This window comes from Cellvibrio chitinivorans (assembly GCF_035117775.1).
Lineage (GTDB): Bacteria > Pseudomonadota > Gammaproteobacteria > Pseudomonadales > Cellvibrionaceae > Cellvibrio > Cellvibrio chitinivorans.
This window is the reverse complement of the sequence record NZ_JAYKKN010000003.1, coordinates 383,703-401,299: the sequence shown is the minus strand read 5'-3', so window position 1 is coordinate 401,299 and position 17,597 is coordinate 383,703. Positions and strand designations below refer to the sequence as shown.

The 17,597-nt window shown below is 45.6% G+C and carries 9 protein-coding genes; 5 read left to right on the top strand and 4 right to left on the bottom strand.

Going from position 1 to position 17,597, the window contains the following annotated elements; translation table 11 throughout:
* Positions 1-14: 14 nt before the first annotated feature.
* Together SPL68_RS11580 and SPL68_RS11575 are read right to left on the bottom strand one after the other, a co-directional pair.
* The gene (locus SPL68_RS11580; RefSeq protein WP_323815311.1) at positions 15-1,094 is read right to left on the bottom strand and encodes a phospholipase A; all 1,080 of its coding nucleotides are present in this window, start codon (positions 1,092-1,094) and stop codon (positions 15-17) included.
* Positions 1,095-1,170: 76 nt separating this feature from the next.
* Positions 1,171-2,139, bottom strand: a complete 969-nt coding sequence (locus SPL68_RS11575) for a hypothetical protein (RefSeq protein ID WP_323815310.1) — start codon at positions 2,137-2,139, stop codon at positions 1,171-1,173.
* A gap of 317 nt (positions 2,140-2,456) precedes the next feature.
* On the opposite strand from SPL68_RS11575, the gene SPL68_RS11570 reads away from it, so the two are divergent.
* The 5 genes from SPL68_RS11570 to SPL68_RS11550 all read left to right on the top strand — a co-directional run bounded on the left by SPL68_RS11570 (position 2,457) and on the right by SPL68_RS11550 (position 14,583).
* Entirely contained in the window at positions 2,457-3,950 is a 1,494-nt protein-coding gene (locus SPL68_RS11570) for a tryptophan halogenase family protein (protein WP_323815309.1), read from the top strand.
* Between the two features lie 217 nt (positions 3,951-4,167).
* Positions 4,168-6,582, top strand: a complete 2,415-nt coding sequence (locus tag SPL68_RS11565) for a glycoside hydrolase family 95 protein (protein ID WP_323815308.1) — start codon at positions 4,168-4,170, stop codon at positions 6,580-6,582.
* Between the two features lie 51 nt (positions 6,583-6,633).
* Positions 6,634-9,543: a TonB-dependent receptor gene (locus tag SPL68_RS11560; RefSeq protein ID WP_323815307.1), complete on the top strand. Its 2,910-nt coding sequence runs from the start codon at positions 6,634-6,636 to the stop codon at positions 9,541-9,543.
* A gap of 82 nt (positions 9,544-9,625) precedes the next feature.
* Positions 9,626-11,344 (top strand): DUF5597 domain-containing protein, encoded by a 1,719-nt coding sequence (locus SPL68_RS11555; RefSeq protein WP_323815306.1) that lies wholly within the window; start codon positions 9,626-9,628, stop codon positions 11,342-11,344.
* 323 nt (positions 11,345-11,667) lie between these two features.
* The gene (locus SPL68_RS11550) at positions 11,668-14,583 is read left to right on the top strand and encodes a TIM-barrel domain-containing protein (protein WP_323815305.1); all 2,916 of its coding nucleotides are present in this window, start codon (positions 11,668-11,670) and stop codon (positions 14,581-14,583) included.
* An 84-nt stretch (positions 14,584-14,667) separates the two neighbouring features.
* On the opposite strand, the gene SPL68_RS11545 is transcribed toward SPL68_RS11550, so the two are convergent.
* Together SPL68_RS11545 and SPL68_RS11540 are read right to left on the bottom strand one after the other, a co-directional pair.
* Entirely contained in the window at positions 14,668-15,174 is a 507-nt protein-coding gene (locus SPL68_RS11545) for a DUF3087 domain-containing protein (protein WP_323815304.1), read from the bottom strand.
* A gap of 266 nt (positions 15,175-15,440) precedes the next feature.
* Positions 15,441-17,594 (bottom strand): DEAD/DEAH box helicase, encoded by a 2,154-nt coding sequence (locus SPL68_RS11540; protein WP_323815303.1) that lies wholly within the window; start codon positions 17,592-17,594, stop codon positions 15,441-15,443.
* Between the last annotated feature and the right edge of the window lie 3 nt (positions 17,595-17,597).

Genomic DNA, 17,597 nt, shown 5'->3' with positions numbered 1-17,597 from the left:
AATGTCCTTCAGCTTTAAAGTAAATCGGTAAACACAATTCCAAGCGCAAGCACTTCCATATCTGTGTTGTAGTCGATCAGGCTGTAACCGTACCCTTTGAAATACTTCAGTTGTCCGCGCAAATTGGAGCTGATGGGAAAGCTCCAGCCCAGCTCCAGTGCGCCGCGATTATCCGCCTCCAGATTGTTGCGCAGCATCAGGCTGTAAATATTCTCCCTGTGTTTGTAGGCGCTTTTGAATTCAAAATTCCCCATATAGTCGGTGATGTCCGGGTTGTCGTCTCCATCCGGGTCGCCGGGGTATTCCTGTTCTGGTTCGGGAATGCGATACCAGGGCGTAAATACAAACGCTAAATTGCCGCGCTCAAATACGCTGTTGAACATCAAGCGGTTCCAGCTGCGCGATAAAAGTCCACCTTGGCCATTGGATTGATGGTTGAGCACAAAATCATTTTGCACATTGCGAAAGCCGAAAAGGTCCCAATCGTTGGTGAAGCTGAGCATCAATTCCGGCTCGTGGTTGCTCTCGCGGAAGGGTGCTGAGTCGCTATCGCTATAAAGCTGCCAGAGCGAGTGATTGGTGTAGCCCAAATACAAATGGCCGTTATCGCCAAAGATATTTTCACGCAGCAGGATTTTGATGCTGAGCTGAAAGTCCACCTCGGTTTTACTCAAATCGCTGAGGATTTCATTGTCCGCCTCGCGGTAGGGCGTAGTGTTGGGGTGGCGAGTAAAGCTGATCGGCAATATGTAGTTGCGTTTGTGGGGCGTAAGTACAAAGCGGTTGGAGCGATTGAGCGCTTCCAGCGTCATGCGCTGGTTGAGCACAGGCTCCTGCTCGGTGCTGGCGATGGTTTGCTCTTCTACTTCTGCGCCGGGCTGTTGTTTGGCATGGAGCAAGCGGCAGGCGTGTTTTAACTCTGCGATAGTCATGGATTCTGCCGCGCCAATAACCGAGGCTTGCAAGCATTGGTTTAATGCCTCGGTCGATAGCTCGGGAAGGGTTTCGGCTGAATCGGATGATGCGGAAGTAGAGTTTGCTAAGCAGATTGGTGCGGCAACTAACAGCGAGCAAGTGAGCCAGAAATGTCGCATTAAGAGTTTCCTATCAAAGCCGAAAATGAGCTTCATTGTAGGAAACCGCGACAAAGAGGCAAGGACTTAGCGCAAATTAGTAGGACTGCACCCAGACTTCAATATCCTGCTCGTGCCACTGGGTTAGCAGATGCACGCCTTCATCCACCACCTTCAGGTAAACATCGATAATGTCGGTCGCCAAGCTGAACAAACGGCTACTGTCGGCGTTGATCTGGTGCGGATTAACCACATCGCTCTCCACCATCGAGAGCAAAAACTCCAGTTTTATCTCGTAACTTTTTAGCTGGCCGAGCAGGCTTAAATCGCTATCCAGTAATCCCTCAAGGCGCTTGGTTTGATGGCGCAACTTTTCATTGTTCACTCGTGTGCATTGGATGACGTAACGCAGCTTGCTGGCGAAATCTTTGTCGCAATAACCAATGGCTGAGGCATAGGTTGCCAGTGCGCGAATGCGGCCAATCTGTTCTGCCACTGACGGCATAAGGCGAGTGGCAAAGTGCAGCACTTCCAGATATTTAAAGCGGTTAGGATAAATACTTTCATCGCTGTGGATGATGGCAGGCTCGATCATATCCGGCATGGATTGGGAGGTCGGCAGCTCCAGTTGTTTGCCCAGCGCGGCGACCATGCTGAGCAGTTGTTCGATCAGATGGCAGTGCAGCTCGTAGTTATCGATAACACTGTCTTCCTGCCAGTCGCGGCTAATGGTGAGCCAGGCGTTGCTCAGGTTTTCCTGATCGCGTGGGCTGAGCAGGCTGGAGCTACGCGCAGAGAAGGCTTGCAGCAATTCCAAGCGGCGCTCCAATTGAATCTGTAAGTGCGAGAGTTCATCGCGAAATTGTTGGTTGCCACCCAGCATCCCCATAGTCATACCGCGATGGCGCTGCACGGCTTTGATCATATGGATAAGCTGTTTGGCGAGGGTCAGGGCATCTAACCGCTGCTGATACAGGTCGCAGAAATGTGCAAATTGATTTGGGCCTTTGCCACGAGATGGTGCAATAGAGGTTGCCCCCTGTGTGTTGATGGTGCTTGCTGCCATTCTTTGTTCCACTCCATATACCTGTAAAGACCACAAACCAAGGGGCGATAAGGGCGCCTTGGTGCGGTGTTTGTCGTTTTCTGGCGCGGCTATTCTAAGTTAGCCGTCTTTATTGAAAATGTTTACCTCTAGGCTTCTCTCACCACTACAGCAACTGCTATGCCAGTCGTAAACAGCGATTTTGCATAGATGATAATTCTCGCGCAGATAAAAATTGCACCCATAATAAATCTGGCTAAGATAGGCTTATTCATAGTGTCAAAACGACAATAATAAATATGGCAATAGCGCAATGCTGCCAGCCCTGGAGTCCTGTTATGCAACCCAAATCTGTTTCTCATATCGTCATAGCAGGCGGTGGCACTGCCGGTTGGATGACGGCTGCTTATCTGGCGCGCTGGCTGGAATCGACAGATATTCGTGTCACTCTGGTGGAGTCCGATCAGATCGGAACCGTGGGGGTGGGCGAGGCCACTGTGCCGGGCATCCATGAATTTATTCAGCATCTTGGCGTGCGCGAAAGCGAATTTATCAAAGCGACTCATGGCACTTTCAAGCTCGGGATCGAATTTGAAGGCTGGGCTGCGCCGGATAAATCCTTTTTCCACCCATTTGCTGGCTATGGTGTCGATATTGAGGATCGCCCTTTTTATAAAAGTTGGTGGCAGGCGCGTGAGCAGGGTTATGCCCCAGGTTTGGAAGAGTTCTGCTTGGGGACTCAACTTGCCCGTGCGGGCAAGTTTGCCCAGCCGAGTTTTGACCAAGAAAGCCGTCTTGCCTGGTACAACTACGCCTATCATTTTGATGCTTCTTTGTTTGCCAAATATCTGCGCGGTTATGCTGAGCGACGTAAGGTTGCGCGCATAGAAGGCAAGATCAATCAGGTTCAGCTCTGCCCGGAAACGGGGTTTATCCAATGCTTGCAGCTGGAATCGGGCGCACAAATTGCGGGCGATTTATTTATCGATTGTTCCGGCTTTAGTGCCTTGTTAATCGGTAGGGCGATGGGGGTGGGGTATGAGGATTGGAGCCACTGGCTGCTGAGCGATTCTGCCTTGGCGGTGCAAACTAAAACGACGACTGAGCCAGATCCGTTTACCCGATCAATCGCACGCAGTGCTGGCTGGCAGTGGCATATCCCGCTGCAACATCGCGTCGGCAATGGCTATGTGTATTCAAGCCAATTTATCTCGCAAGATCAGGCGCAGGCCGAGTTGCTTGCCAACCTCAAGGGTGAGCTGGTCACTGAGCCGCGCCTGATTCGTTTTACCACAGGTATGCGCGAGCAGTTCTGGCACAAAAACTGTGTTGCTATCGGCCTGTCTAGTGGGTTTTTGGAGCCGCTTGAATCCACCAGTATCTCGCTGATCCAAACCGGCATTAATAAGCTGGCGGCGTTTTTGGTGAACTATGAAATTCAGGCAAAGTATGTGGCCGAAGCCAATCGCCTGAACCGATTGGAATACGAGCGCATCCGCGATTTTATTATCCTTCACTATGCCCTTAACGGGCGCGCTGAGCCTATGTGGCAGCAGGTGAGGGAGATTGCTATTCCTGCAGCTTTGGCCGAGAAGATTGAATGCTTCAAGGCGACTGGCGATATCAAGTTACTGGCGCAGGAGTCTTTTGTTGAGGCAAGTTGGGTCAGCATGTTTTACGGGTTTGGTATGAGTCCCGGCAAATTTGCACCACAAATGGAGCAGGAAAAACTGCAGTTCATCATGAATAAGATGAAAAATGCCATCACCAAGGGGCGAGATATTGCCCCGTCACATGCTGAGTTTTTAGAGTCACTGGCTCAGTTTCAATAGTCCTCTCTTCACTTCTTAGTGTTCTATCAAAAGTGTCCGATCAAACATCTGCACCCCTTTATGGGGCAGATGTTTTCTTGTCGCATGTTTCCTTTTGTAGCATTTCTATGCGCCAAAATTCATTACTGGTGATAATTCTTGCAGGGATAAAAACATTGGCTTAATATCAATTCATATAGTCATATATACCATATTAAAGCAATAACACTTTTTACTTATGAAAAAATTTTCCCTCTCTTTAGGCACTCTTTTAGCGCGCAGCTTAACTGCTGCGGTCAGCGTTTTGTGTGTGTTTTCATTCACTGCCAATGCTGCTGCTCCATTGGAAGTGCGTTTTGATGCACCAGCAGCAGATTGGGAAAAAGAAGGTTTGCCCATTGGCAATGGCGCTATGGGGGCGGTGATAGCGGGTGATGTCGGTGTGGATGTCATCCAATTCAATGAAAAAACCTTGTGGACTGGCGGGCCGGGAGCAGAAGGCTACGATTTTGGTATTCCCGCAAAGCCACAAACCGCGGCTTTGGTTGAGGCCAGAAAAGCCATCGCAGAAAAAGGCTCAATTACCCCTGAGCAAGCTTCCAGCCTTATGGGGCACAAAATCACGGCTTATGGCGATTATCAGACCTTTGGCGAGCTGCATTTAAATGTTGAAAAAAATGACAGCGATGTCATCTCGTATAAGCGCAGTTTGTCGCTGGAAAATGCCCAAGTTGATGTGACTTACACTCAGGCTGGGGTGAATTACAAACGTGAGTATCTGGCGAGTTATCCCGATGGTGTCATCGCCATCAAACTCAGCGCGGATCACTCCAGCAAAATTTCATTAACTGCCAATTTGGCGGTTCCCGATAATCGCAGCCTCAAAACGTCTATTAACAATGGCCGTTTGGTTGCGACCGGAAAATTGCACAGCAATGGCTTGCAGTTTGAAACTCAAATCCAGTTTTTACCGCAAGGCGGAACATTAACTGCGTTAGATAGCAATAAGGTTCGCATCAGCGAGGCCGATAGTTTGGTGATCCTGATTAACGCGGGCACAGATTACGCGCAGCAATATCCCAAGTATCGCGGCCAGCATCCACATCAAAAATTGCAGCAGGCGATGGATGCCGCAAGTGCAAAAACCTTTGCGCAAATTCAATCGACGCATCGCCAGGATTATCAATCTTTATTTAATCGCGTTGCGTTAAATCTGGGGCAAACTACACTTGATAAACCAACACATCAGCTGTTAGCAAACTATAAAAAAGGCGATGAAGTTTTGGATCGGACCTTGGAAGCAACTTATTTCCAATTTGGCCGCTACTTGCTGATTTCCTCTTCGCGCGCAGGATCTTTGCCTGCCAATTTGCAAGGCGTTTGGAACAACTCAATTACGCCGCCGTGGAATGCGGATTATCACGTCAACATCAATTTGCAGATGAACTATTGGTTGGCAGAAACCACCAGCATGCCTGAGTTGATGGCGCCCTATTTTGATTTTGTCGATAGCTTGGTTGAGCCGGGGAAAATTTCTGCACAAAAAATTGCCGGTGTAAAAAATGGCTGGGCAATGTTTTTAAACACCAACATCTGGGGCTTTACCGGTGTGATCGATTGGCCAACTGCTTTTTGGCAACCGGAAGCCGCCGCTTGGTTGGCGCAACATTATTACGAGCACTATTTATTTTCTGGCGATGAAACTTTTTTGCGTGAACGCGCCTATCCGCTGATGAAAACCACCGCCGAATTTTGGCTGGAGTTTCTCATCAAAGATCCGCGCGACGGAAAATGGATCGTATCGCCCAGCTTTTCACCCGAGCACGGCGGTTTTACCAACGGCGCCGCTATGAGCCAACAAATTGTGTTCGATTTGCTGAGCAGCACTTATGAAAGTGCGCAGCAGCTAAACGATAAAAAATTCGCAAAACAGCTCAAGCAAAAGCTTGCACAGCTTGATACCGGTCTACGCATAGGTTCTTGGGGGCAATTGCAGGAATGGAAAGAAGATATCGATGATCCAAAAAATGAACATCGCCATATCTCTCATCTATTTGCTTTGCATCCGGGGCGTCAAATAAATGTACATCAATCGCCTGAATTATTGCAGGCCGCACGTACCACATTGAATGCTCGTGGCGATGGCGGCACCGGTTGGTCGCAAGCATGGAAAATTAATATGTGGGCACGTGCACTAGATGGCAACCGCGCGCACAAAGTATTGGGTGAGCAATTACAGCGCAGCACCTTGAGTAATTTATGGGATAACCATCCACCATTTCAAATCGATGGCAATTTTGGTGCAGCTGCGGGTATCGCTGAAATGCTGGTGCAAAGCCATAACGGCGAGTTGCATTTCCTGCCTGCGCTTCCTTCGTCATGGGCAACGGGTTCAGTTAAAGGCCTGCGTGCTCGTGGTGGCGTAACTGTCGATCTTGATTGGAAAAATGGAAAGTTGGTGCAAGCCGCTGTTCATCTGAACAGTTCAGTTAAACGGCAAGAGTTGCACTTGCGTAGCAATTTATTGCAAGAAAAATTTCTATTGGTCGATGCGGGGCAAGGCAAAGCCATCACGCTAAAACCAAAAGGAACAACAGGAAGTTTCATCGCACAAGGAGGACACACATATCTCTTATCTAACAGCGGGAGATAGCTTTAAAACATGTTCAATGACGTTATTAATAATTCTAAATTGGAGAGCATCATGACAACAAATAGCAAAACGTTTTTAAAGAAAAAATTGCCTATGTGCATCAAACTGGCATCCAGCGTATCGCTGGTAGTGGGTGCAATGGGTGTGGCAACTCATACATATGCGCAAGAGAGTGCAGACGGTCCTATTGAGGAAATTCTGGTAACTGGTCAGCGCGCAAGTATTCAATCTGCACAAGATGTTAAGCGAAATGCAAATGTAGTTGTGGATTCAATCGTTGCAGAAGACATCGGTAAATTGCCGGATCGCAGCGTAACCGAAGCTCTGCAGCGTGTGCCCGGTGTTACTGTTGGTCGTTATACCGGTAATGACCCAGAGCACCCGGCAGCAGAAGGTAGTGGTGTTGCTGTGCGTGGCTTGACTCAGGTTCGCGCTGAATTAAATGGCCGCGATGTATTCTCTGCTGCAAGTGGTCGCGGTTTAAGTTTTGAATCGGTTCCTGCCGAATTGATGTATGCAGTTGATACCTACAAAAGTCCATCTGCCGATATGATCGAAGGTGGTTTGGGCGGTACAGTAAATTTGCGTACCCGTATGCCGTTTGATTCCGATGGCCAGCAAATTGGTTTATCTGCTAAAGCTAACTATGGCGATCAAATTAAAGAAACTAACGGTGAATATTCTGGCTTGTATAGCAACCGCTGGGAAACCGATGCAGGCGAATTCGGTATTTTAATTAACGCCTCAACTTCTGATTTAGCAACGCGATCTGATCAGGTTTATTCCCGGGCGTTTTTACCAAGAGACATTAACGGCAATGACGTTTGGGTTTCAAAAGGAGTGGACTGGCGTCGCAATGACCACGAAAGTACACGTGAAGGCGGCTACCTTGCATTGCAATGGGCACCGAACGAGGATACTGAACTTTATTTCACTGCTTTCCATACCAAATTCGACAATGTATATAACGAAAACGCGTTTTTTCTTGAGGGTGGCAATGACGCGCTCGCGTTGGTGCCCACGAGTGATAATGATTGGGTTTATAGCGAAAATGGCGCAATGGAATCTGGTACGGTCACTGTTAGCGATCCTGCCCTATATGGACTCGATTTTGGTACCAGTACTCGCTGGGCACAAAATATTTCAGAAACGACAGATTTTGCGACCGGTATTAAATGGTCTCCCGATGAGCACTGGAAGTTCTCTGCTGATTTGCAATATGTGAAAGCGGAGGCAAGGGTAGATGATTACACATTAGGCTTAAAAGTTATTCCTGCTGAAGGCTACATGTCTGGAATCGGTTCAGAAACTCCGTCAATTCAAATTGACCCTGAATATATGTCCGATTACAGCAATTACAATCTCGGGCAGGCGATGACACATTTCGAGCGTAATGAGGCCGATGCAAAAACGGCGCGTTTCGATGCGGAATATGATTTTGATGGCGCAGTGATTAAATCGGTAAAAGCGGGCGTCAGATATTCGGAAAAAAATGGGGATAACCTCAATACCGATTATGACTGGAACACCCGTTACGCAACTTGGTTTGGTTACGACAAAAATTCAATTCCCAAAGTTACCGATCAACAAGCGGCTGATTACTTAACGCTTTATTCATTTGGTGATTTCCAGCGCGGCGATGTTAATGTTCCTGCAGCAGGTTATTTGTATTCAGCAGAAGCGACGAGAAATTTCCGTGCTACAACTGATGCTGTCAACGCTAATTGTTCTAGCGAACCATCTTCGTGGGCATGTGAAGGCAGCGTATATTCCGATTGGACGCGTTTGGAAAATCCTGAGTATAGAAACTTCCAAGAAGAAACATCAGTGGCTATGTACATGATGGCCAATTATGCATTTGAAGATTTGGCAATGCCAATCGACGGTAATGTCGGTGTACGTGTTGTACAAACCGATATGCATGCCACAGGTACTTTTATCATCAATGAAGCTCAAGTGGATGGTGATGTAGTTGTGGATCGTTCATCTGAACCGTTTGAAGCAAGAACCAGTGAAAGTCATGTGCTTCCAAGTTTCAACTTGCGTATGCAGGCAACGGAAGATGTTTATATTCGTTTTGCTGCGTCCAAGGCGATTTGGAATCCAGCGTTTTCTGAAACTCAAGCAAAGATAACGGCTAGCGCAGATCTTGATGAGGCTGGCAACATCGAATCGTTTAATATTAGTCAAGATACCAACCCGTACCTTAAGCCGATGGAAGCAAATCAGTTTGATTTGTCGGTAGAGTGGTATTTTGATTCGAATGGCGGTATGGCTTATGCAGCCTTGTTCAATAAACAAGTCAAAGATTTCTTTAAAAAGAATACAGAAGCTATCGAGATTGGCGGTTACCCAGGTCAAGCAGTTTGGTTGGATAACGTAGGTAGTGGTGATATTAATGGTCTTGAAATTGGGGTTAATAAATTCTTTGACCAACTTCCCGAACCCTTCGATGGTTTGGGGATTCAAGCAAACTATACTTACATCGATAGCAATGCTGATATTCCGTTGAATTCCCAGCCTGCAAGTGGTGATACTTTGGCAGGTGCAGCGCCTATCGATACTGATCGCTCAGCTTACGGACAACTACCTATTGATCAGCTGTCTGAAAATGCATTCAACATCGTTGGTATGTATGAGAAAAATGGATTCTCTGCACGTCTTGCTTATACATGGCGCAGTGAATATCTGATCGGCTGGGGCACTAATGGTTTTGATCCAGACTTTAACGATGGCGCGGGCGGAAAAGCACGTATTCCTGTTTATAACGACGACTACGGTCAATTGGATGCGTCTATCAGCTATGACATCACGGATAACATCACCATATCTGCTGAAGCGAGCAATTTGTTAGAAGAGAAAACTGTGGGTATTATCGATCAAAATGGTGCCGGCGATCATGTTGGATACACCTATGCTCAAGATGCTCGTTATGCTGTTGGCATCCGTGCCAAGTTTTAACTAGTGTGTAAAAAACCTTGCCTCTAACAAGAGGCAAGGTTTTTTGTTTTTATGATTTCTAAAAATATATAGGAAAGATTCTATGTTACTGGGTTCTTCTTTTAGTCTGCGTGCGTTTAGCCGCTTTGTTTCCACGCTAACGCTTATTGTTGCCCCCATTTTTTGTTCGTCGGTAATGGCAGACAGCTTGCCTGAGTTTGTAAGCAAAAACGGTAAACATGCACTCATGGTAGATGGTGCGCCTTTTATCATGCTCGGCTCGCAAACCAATAACTCCAGTAACTATCCTGCTGCATTAAAAGATGTATGGCCATCATTTAAAAAAATGGGGGCGAACACCTTAAGTATTCCGGTTGCATGGGAGCAAATTGAGCCGGAAGAAGGGAAGTTTGATTTTTCTTATCTGGATGTGCTGTTAAAAGAAGCGCGTGAACATGATGCAAAAATAGTTTTGCTTTGGTTCGCCACTTGGAAAAATAACGCACCTCACTACGCGCCTGCATGGGTAAAACTAAATAACAAACGTTTCCCGCGCGTAGTCAAGCAAGATGGCGACACACAAAATTCTCTTTCGCCACTGGGCGAAGAAACCTTGGCTGCTGATACCAAAGCCTTTGTGGAGTTGATGAAATATCTCGCCAAGCGCGATAAAGACCACACTGTCATTATGGTGCAAGTACAAAATGAAGTGGGAACCTACGGCGCAGTGCGGGATTTTTCCCCTGCTGCACAAAAAGTATTTAACGCACCTGTCCCTGCCGATCTGATTCAAAAACTGAATTTAAAACCGGGCACCTGGCCACAGGTTTTTGGTAAAGATGCGGATGAATTTTTCCACGCTTATTACATCGCTCGTTTTTGCGATCAGGTTGCGGCAGCAGGTAAAGCGATTAAAAACCTGCCTATGTATGTAAACGTTGCCTTGCGCAATCCGTTTAATCCCGGTTTGCCTGGTCAATACTCCAGTGGCGGTGCGACTGATAACGTATTGCACATTTGGAAAGCCGCTGCACCTAATATCGATTTAATTGCGCCGGATATTTATTTCCGCGATTACAAAACCGCAACCAAAGTGTTGGATTTGTATGCGCGCCCGGATAACGCATTGTTTGTAGCAGAAATTGGCAGTGCGCAACCTTTCGCCCGTTATTTCTTCCCAACTTTGGGTAAAGGCGGCATAGGTTTTTCTCCTTTCGGAATGGATGATACTCCGTACACCAATTTCCCATTAGGTGCAGAAACCTATGATGACGAAGTCATCAACAACTTTGCGCAGGTATATGGTTTGGTATCACCCATGATGCGCGAGTGGGCCAAGCTCGCCTTTGAAGGCAATGTGTGGGGTGTTGCTGAGCCGCTGGATACGACTACCGATACACAAAAAATTTGGAACGCTGAAGCAACTCCAGAAGAAAAAGATCAATACACCAAAGATCGCGCTGCTGCATTAACGCAACAGTTGGATTTAGGTCTGTGGGATGCCGAAGTGACTTACGGTCGCCCCATGTTCTGGATTGAACCACCTAAAGGCAATACACCTGCTTCTGGCGGTGCGTTGATCGCACAGCTCAGTGAAAATGAATATTTGGTAACTGCCTATAAAGCGCGTGTTGAATTAAAACCATCAAAAGAAATTGCCGATAAAAAATACATGATTGTGCGTGTGGAAGAAGGGCATTACGAAGATGGCAATTGGATAATGCACCGCGTGTGGAATGGCGACCAGACTGACTGGGGTTTGAATTTCCCTAATCGCCCAATTTTGTTGCGCATAAAAATGGCGACTTACGAAACTAATTAATAAATCCCCCCTAACCCCCCCTTTTGCAAAGGGGGGAATTTTATGGGGCTCTGAGCTAGATCCTCTTTTTCAAAGAGAGGATTGGTTTGAAGTGCTGAGCTAATTCCTCTTTTTTAAGGAAAATGTGGTTTTGGCGTGGAGCTAAGTTCTTTTTCTTGATGCAGAAGCGGTTCGAAGTTCAGAGCTAAATCCCCCCTTTGAAAAAGGGGGCTAGGGGGATTAAAAATTTTTACCACTACAACAACAGTACTAACGCAAGCGAGGGTTTAATAATGATCTCAACGCATTCATGGATCAGGCATTGCATTATCGGTGTCGCAGCAGTGGCACTTTTACAAGGTTGTTCAAAGCAGTCAGGCACAGAGGTAACAGCAGAAAACTCTGTACCGGTTAATCAAATCGAATCGATTCCGCAGGTTGACGTTACACCCGATGGTGTGATTTTGGCGTTAGATAATGGCGCTGTTAAAAAAGTCAGACTGCAAGTCGTCAGCGAAAAAATTATTCGTGTCACAGCGTTGCCCGGTGATGATTTCAATGTGCTACCTAAATCTATTCAGGTGGTTGCGAATACCCAAGGTAAAGTGCCTTTTACTACCCAGCACGATAAGGACACTCTGCAGCTGCAAACATCACAACTCACTGCAGAGTTATCGTTAAAAGATGGCACAGTGAAATTCCGCAATGCGCAAGGCCAGATTCTTCTGAAAGAAGAAAATCGTGGTACTTTCTCGCCAGTAACGGCAGATCCGATTACTCCAGATGCCGATTCATTTGCGATCCGCCAAGAATTCAATCGTGGCAGCGATGAAGGTTTCTTCGGTTTGGGGCAGCATCAAAATGGTCAAGTGAATTACGCGGGTGAAAACGTTGAGCTGACCACCTACAACTTGATTATTTCTATCCCCTTTGTGGTTTCCAGTCGCAACTATGGTGTGCTCTGGGACAACAACTCCGTCACTCGTTTTGGTGATCCGCGCGAAACCCAACCGCTGAATGCATCCTTGAAATTGTTTGATGCAGAAGGCAAAGAAGGCGGCATGACCGCACGCTATTACGATGGCGATAAATTATTGCTTACGCGTGTTGAGTCTGATTTGAACTATCAATTCTTCAGCAATAACAGCGTGCGCGAATTTCCATTTCCCGATGAAGTGAAAGATGCAAAAAATCTGCGCATCGAATGGGAAGGCAGCATAGAGTCAGATGAAAGTGGCACTCATCATTTCAAAATGTATAACTCAGGTTATGCCAAATTATTTGTGGATGGTCAGTTGGCGCTGGATCGTTGGCGCTTGAACTGGAACCCTTGGTATCACACCTACAAAATGGATATGAAAGCGGGTGAGAAAAAAGCCATCAAAGTGGATTGGACCGTAAGCGGTGGCTTCTTCCGTTTAACCCATCTCGACCCTATGCCCGTAGAAGAGCAGGGCGAATTGTCACTTGCGTCTGATACAGGCAAAGCAATCGATTATTACTTTGTAGTTGGCGATAACAAAGATGAAGTAGTGGCGGGCTATCGCGAATTGACTGGTAAAGCGGTGCTGCTGCCAAAATGGGTTTACGGCTTCTGGCAAAGTCGCGAGCGCTACAAATCGCAAGACGAAATCATCGACACCTTTAAATACTATCGCGAGAAAAAAATTCCAATCGATAACATCGTATTGGATTGGTCTTACTGGCCAGAAAATGCGTGGGGTAGTCACGACTTTGACAGCAAGTTCTTCCCCGATCCAAAAGCCATGACCGATAAAATTCATGCGATGAACGGCAATATTATGATTTCCGTGTGGCCAAAATTTTATCCAACTACCGACAACTACAAAGAGTTGAACGCAAAAGGTTATATGTTCAATAAGAACATTGACGAAAATAACCTGGACTGGATTGGCAAAGGTTATTTGAATGCGTTTTACGATCCCTATCCAAAAGAAGCGCAAGAAATTTTCTGGAAGCAATTAAACGAAAAAATTAAATCCAAAGGTTTTGATGCCTGGTGGTTGGATGCGGCAGAGCCGGATATTCATTCCAATTTGTCTTTCTACAAGCGCAAAGAGTTGATGAGCCGTGAAGGTGGCATCGCTTCAGGTGCAGAAAATTTCAACTCCTACGCTGTACCTAACGCAACGGCGGTATACAGCGGCGAGCGCGCGACCAGCCCGGAGAAACGTTCATTTATTTTGACTCGCTCTGGCTTCGGCGGAATTCAACGCACTGGCGCTGCGATCTGGAGTGGCGATACATCATCGGATTGGGATAACTTGAAAGATCAAATTGCTGCTGGTGTAAATACCGGTATCGCCGGTATGCCTAACTGGAGTTTTGATATAGGTGGCTTCACTCCAGAAGATAAATATCGCAGCGGTGGTAAAGACGGTGCTTGGGCACTCAATGTAAATGACCTGCGCCCAGAGCTGGTTGCAGATTGGCAAGAGCTGAACGTGCGTTGGTTCCAGTTCGGCGCATTTGTGCCGCTGTTCCGTTCACACGGTCAATCGCCATTCCGTGAAATTTTCAGCATCGCTAATGAAGGCACCGAGGTGTACAACACACTCGAGTCCTACATTAAGTTGCGCTACCGTTTGATGCCGTACATTTATACTTTGGCGGGCGATACCTACCACAAAGACGGCACCATTATGCGCCCGCTGGTGATGGATTTCCCGAACGACAAAAATGGTTGGAACATTAACACCCAATACATGTTTGGCCCATCGATTCTGGTCAACCCTGTGTATGAAAACAAAGCACGTTCGCGCGATGTATATCTACCAGCGGGTAGCGATTGGTACAACTTCTTTACCGGTGAAAAATTAGCTGGCGGACAAACTATTAAAGCCGATGCGCCTCTGTCGCAAATGCCATTGTTTGTAAAAGCTGGTGCAATTATTCCGACCGGTGCAGCAATTCAGCATGTGGATGAAGGCTTGAATACTCCATTGACCTTGAACGTATATACCGGTGCAAACGGCAGCTTCGAGATCTACGAAGATGACGGTCGCTCCACTAAATACGAGCAGGGCGAGTGGGCACGTATTCCGGTGAGCTATGACGATGCAACCGGCACTGTCACAATTGGTGATCGTATCGGCGGCTTCACTGGCATGGCAAACGAGCGCAAAATCAGTGTGCGCTTTATTAGCGGCGCCAATAAAGATGCAGCGAATTTTGATGCAGGCGTGCAAGAGACTGTTAACTACGCAGGTAAAACTGTGTCGGTAAAATTAGCGAAATAATTTTCGTTGGTTCAAATAAAAAGCCCGTCCGTTGCAAAACGGGCGGGCTTTTTATTGTGTATGAATTTAAACAGCCAAAAGATGCTAAAACGCAGTTAATATTTTCTCGTCGTAATCAGCTGCTGATAAGGTCACGTGGAATTTTTCTGCCAAGCGATCAAGTTCATGTTGCTTAATCGCCAATTCACTCAGCGTGAGCGTATTGTCGTCCAACTGCCACACTAAGCGCGAACCAGCATAACTGTATTGCATCGCCAGCATCGCATTTCTATCACCGTTAAGTGCCGCCGCTTCCAGCTTCCGCATTTTTCGGGTTATCTTATTCAGCGCTTGCTTCAATTCCCAAACGTAAGTAACCTCGCGCATGAAATCGTGCTGGCGATATTTATTGAGTAGCCAGCCTAGAGTAACTGCACTCACTACTACTCCCAATAAGTTCCAATGAAAATGACTGCCACTTTCATCGGGGAAAATAGCAATCAGCGTTTGTGACAAAGCCAAACTAGCCACCGCCAAACCAACGGCACAGCCAATAAACACAACTTTTAAATGCTTGCGATAACGCGCTTTATCAATATTAATGAGTTGCATAAATTTCCGGATAAAGAGTTGAATATATAACGAGTGTGAGAGGCGGGGCTTATCCGAGCGTCAGATAAAAGCCAAAACCTATGAGCTAAATTTAATTAGCGTTTAGCATAGAAATCTGCGCACCTCACAACCTACAGCGTGAAATCCGTAGGTTGGTGGTGAGCTTGCGAACCCCAACATAATTTTTCTTTGTGACGTCGACAACTAAATTTCAGCTATCGGCCAATAGGGGGCACTGGTTGATTATAATCCTAACTCAATTATGGTCAATTCAGTGCAACTTCGATAAACATCTTGTCAACTTTGCTTAGGTTGCTCAGCCGCTTGTGGAACCAGCGTAAATACCTGACTAAAGTATCAATACTCGCGTGGCTTAAGCGATCTGTAACAAGTTTTTCAAGCGTCTCAATCGCAATACCCATCTCCTCTAAAGCAGAAAAACTCGTCGGTAAATGCGAGTTTTCAAATATATGCATTATGTACCCAAAATCTGCATCGCTACTTTGAATTTCTCTATTTTCTTCGCTTAGTAAATCTTGAAGCAGAAGCAGTGCTCGGGGCACTGCATATTTAAATATATTTCTAATTATTTTTAACTCTCTATCTGTTGCATCGGAGCGAAGGTGTGAATCAGAGTGAATCTGGTAAATGTAAGTGAGTCTTTCGCTTAGATATTCACTATGAGACTTCGCGTAGAGATACCAACCAATACGATTATGAAGATCCTGATTATCAGCAAAATGCAGATTTAAATTGCGCAATGAATTCAGTTCGACAATCTTTATAAATTTTGTCAACAAATTTAATTGGACACTACTTGGTGCTTTTGTTCTAGAAAGAGTCTCTTTTTCATTTAAACTGAGATTTTTTACAAATTGATAGGCCTCATTGATAACTTGAGCAGAATACGCAGCGTGTTTTTTTATGAGATTAATGGGTACATCATAAGCAACAGCATATCTATCTAGTGACTCAGTTCCAGCGGTGGATAGATGTTCATTTTGCATTCCTGCAAGTAGGCTTACCGGGGTGCTATCGTTTTGTTGTCCCAATGGAACATCAACCACATTTGACTGCTCGTTAATTTTTGGAGTCGGTTCTAAACAAAATACATTTCCTATCAAATGTTGGTTCATCCTGCCTGCGCGACCCGCAATGTTTTTGTAGGTGAATGTGTCAATGCTAGTATTCGATCGTCTATTGTCGTAAACAATAACGTTTTCTGCTGCGGTATTAACACCTTCAATTAGGGTTGATGTACATATCAGCAATTTAATACTACCGCTATTAAATAGCTCTATCGTTCTTTGCTGTAAAGCTCTTGGAAGTGCACCGTGGTGAATGCCAACACCTAGCTCTAAAGCTTTGGTATAGCACCAATCTTCGCCATAAAAATTCTCTAGCCACATTTGATAGTCTGTGATTTCTTTTGTTGCAATTCCGGCTTGAAAATTGGCCATGCCATCTACAACCCTAGAAATTGATCCTTGCGATTTGCAATAAATTATCGTTGGTCCGCCATAAGCTTCTATAATTTCTCGCAACTTATCATTCTTGGAATCCAAATCATTTGGAGGTAAATTGTATTCGTGAATATTCAGTGCAACCGTATTGAAATCTGTTGGAACAAAAACGTAATCTTTTCCAATGCCTTCCATCCCTCGGACTGCGTCAATATAAGGTCCGATCATATAAAACTGCTTGGAACAGACAAGTAGCTTGCTAAGCGCAATGTTGAGTGCAACAACTCGAGATTCATCTTCTTGACTAAAGGCCAATTTGTAGAATTCATCAATAATAAACAAATCAATATTTTTTAAATCATGTCGCTCGTTCACTCGCTCTTGAGTTAGCACATATATTGCCCTGCTTCTATTGCAGGCTTGAGTTCCATGGAAAATGACTTGAAATTTTTGGCCGAATAATTTCTGAATTCGTCGCCTTGTTTCGTCAATCAAGGCTATTGTTGGAACAACAATTACAACTCGCTTGAATTTATCTGTCGCGACTAAAGAATCAACAATCGCACTTTTTCCCATGCTGGTTGGAGCACTTAACACCACATTTTTTCCGCTCATTAATAGCCGGAATATCTTGGCTTGCATTGAATGAAAAACAAAATTCATACTTGCTTCGCTTTGGAATAGCGATAGTAAAAAATTCAATTCCTCGGAATTGTCGTCCTTGAAAAATTTTTTTAGATAGGGATATAAGCCAGCTTTACGGACCAAATTTTTCAACAACTGATTATGCTGCTTAAATAGCTCCATGTTAGCTAATGCACGGATAATATACTCTCTGCCAGTGGTAGCGCTCTCTGGTGAGGATAAATATTCGTTGGCAATTTTTAGATAACCAAAGGGAGTTTGCCTATCGTCCCTAACATTTTGAATAGATATTGTTGCAGTAGTGTTCCCCATAAT

Excerpts from the sequence above, each read along its gene's own strand:
- SPL68_RS11555 (WP_323815306.1), top strand. The coding sequence starts at position 9,626 with ATGTTACTGGGTTCTTCTTTTAGTCTGCGTGCGTTTAGCCGCTTTGTT.
- SPL68_RS11560 (WP_323815307.1), top strand. The coding sequence starts at position 6,634 with ATGACAACAAATAGCAAAACGTTTTTAAAGAAAAAATTGCCTATGTGC.
- SPL68_RS11570 (WP_323815309.1), top strand. The coding sequence starts at position 2,457 with ATGCAACCCAAATCTGTTTCTCATATCGTCATAGCAGGCGGTGGCACT.
- SPL68_RS11565 (WP_323815308.1), top strand. The coding sequence starts at position 4,168 with ATGAAAAAATTTTCCCTCTCTTTAGGCACTCTTTTAGCGCGCAGCTTA.
- SPL68_RS11540 (WP_323815303.1), bottom strand. The coding sequence starts at position 17,594 with ATGGGGAACACTACTGCAACAATATCTATTCAAAATGTTAGGGACGAT.
- SPL68_RS11575 (WP_323815310.1), bottom strand. The coding sequence starts at position 2,139 with ATGGCAGCAAGCACCATCAACACACAGGGGGCAACCTCTATTGCACCA.
- SPL68_RS11580 (WP_323815311.1), bottom strand. The coding sequence starts at position 1,094 with ATGCGACATTTCTGGCTCACTTGCTCGCTGTTAGTTGCCGCACCAATC.
- SPL68_RS11545 (WP_323815304.1), bottom strand. The coding sequence starts at position 15,174 with ATGCAACTCATTAATATTGATAAAGCGCGTTATCGCAAGCATTTAAAA.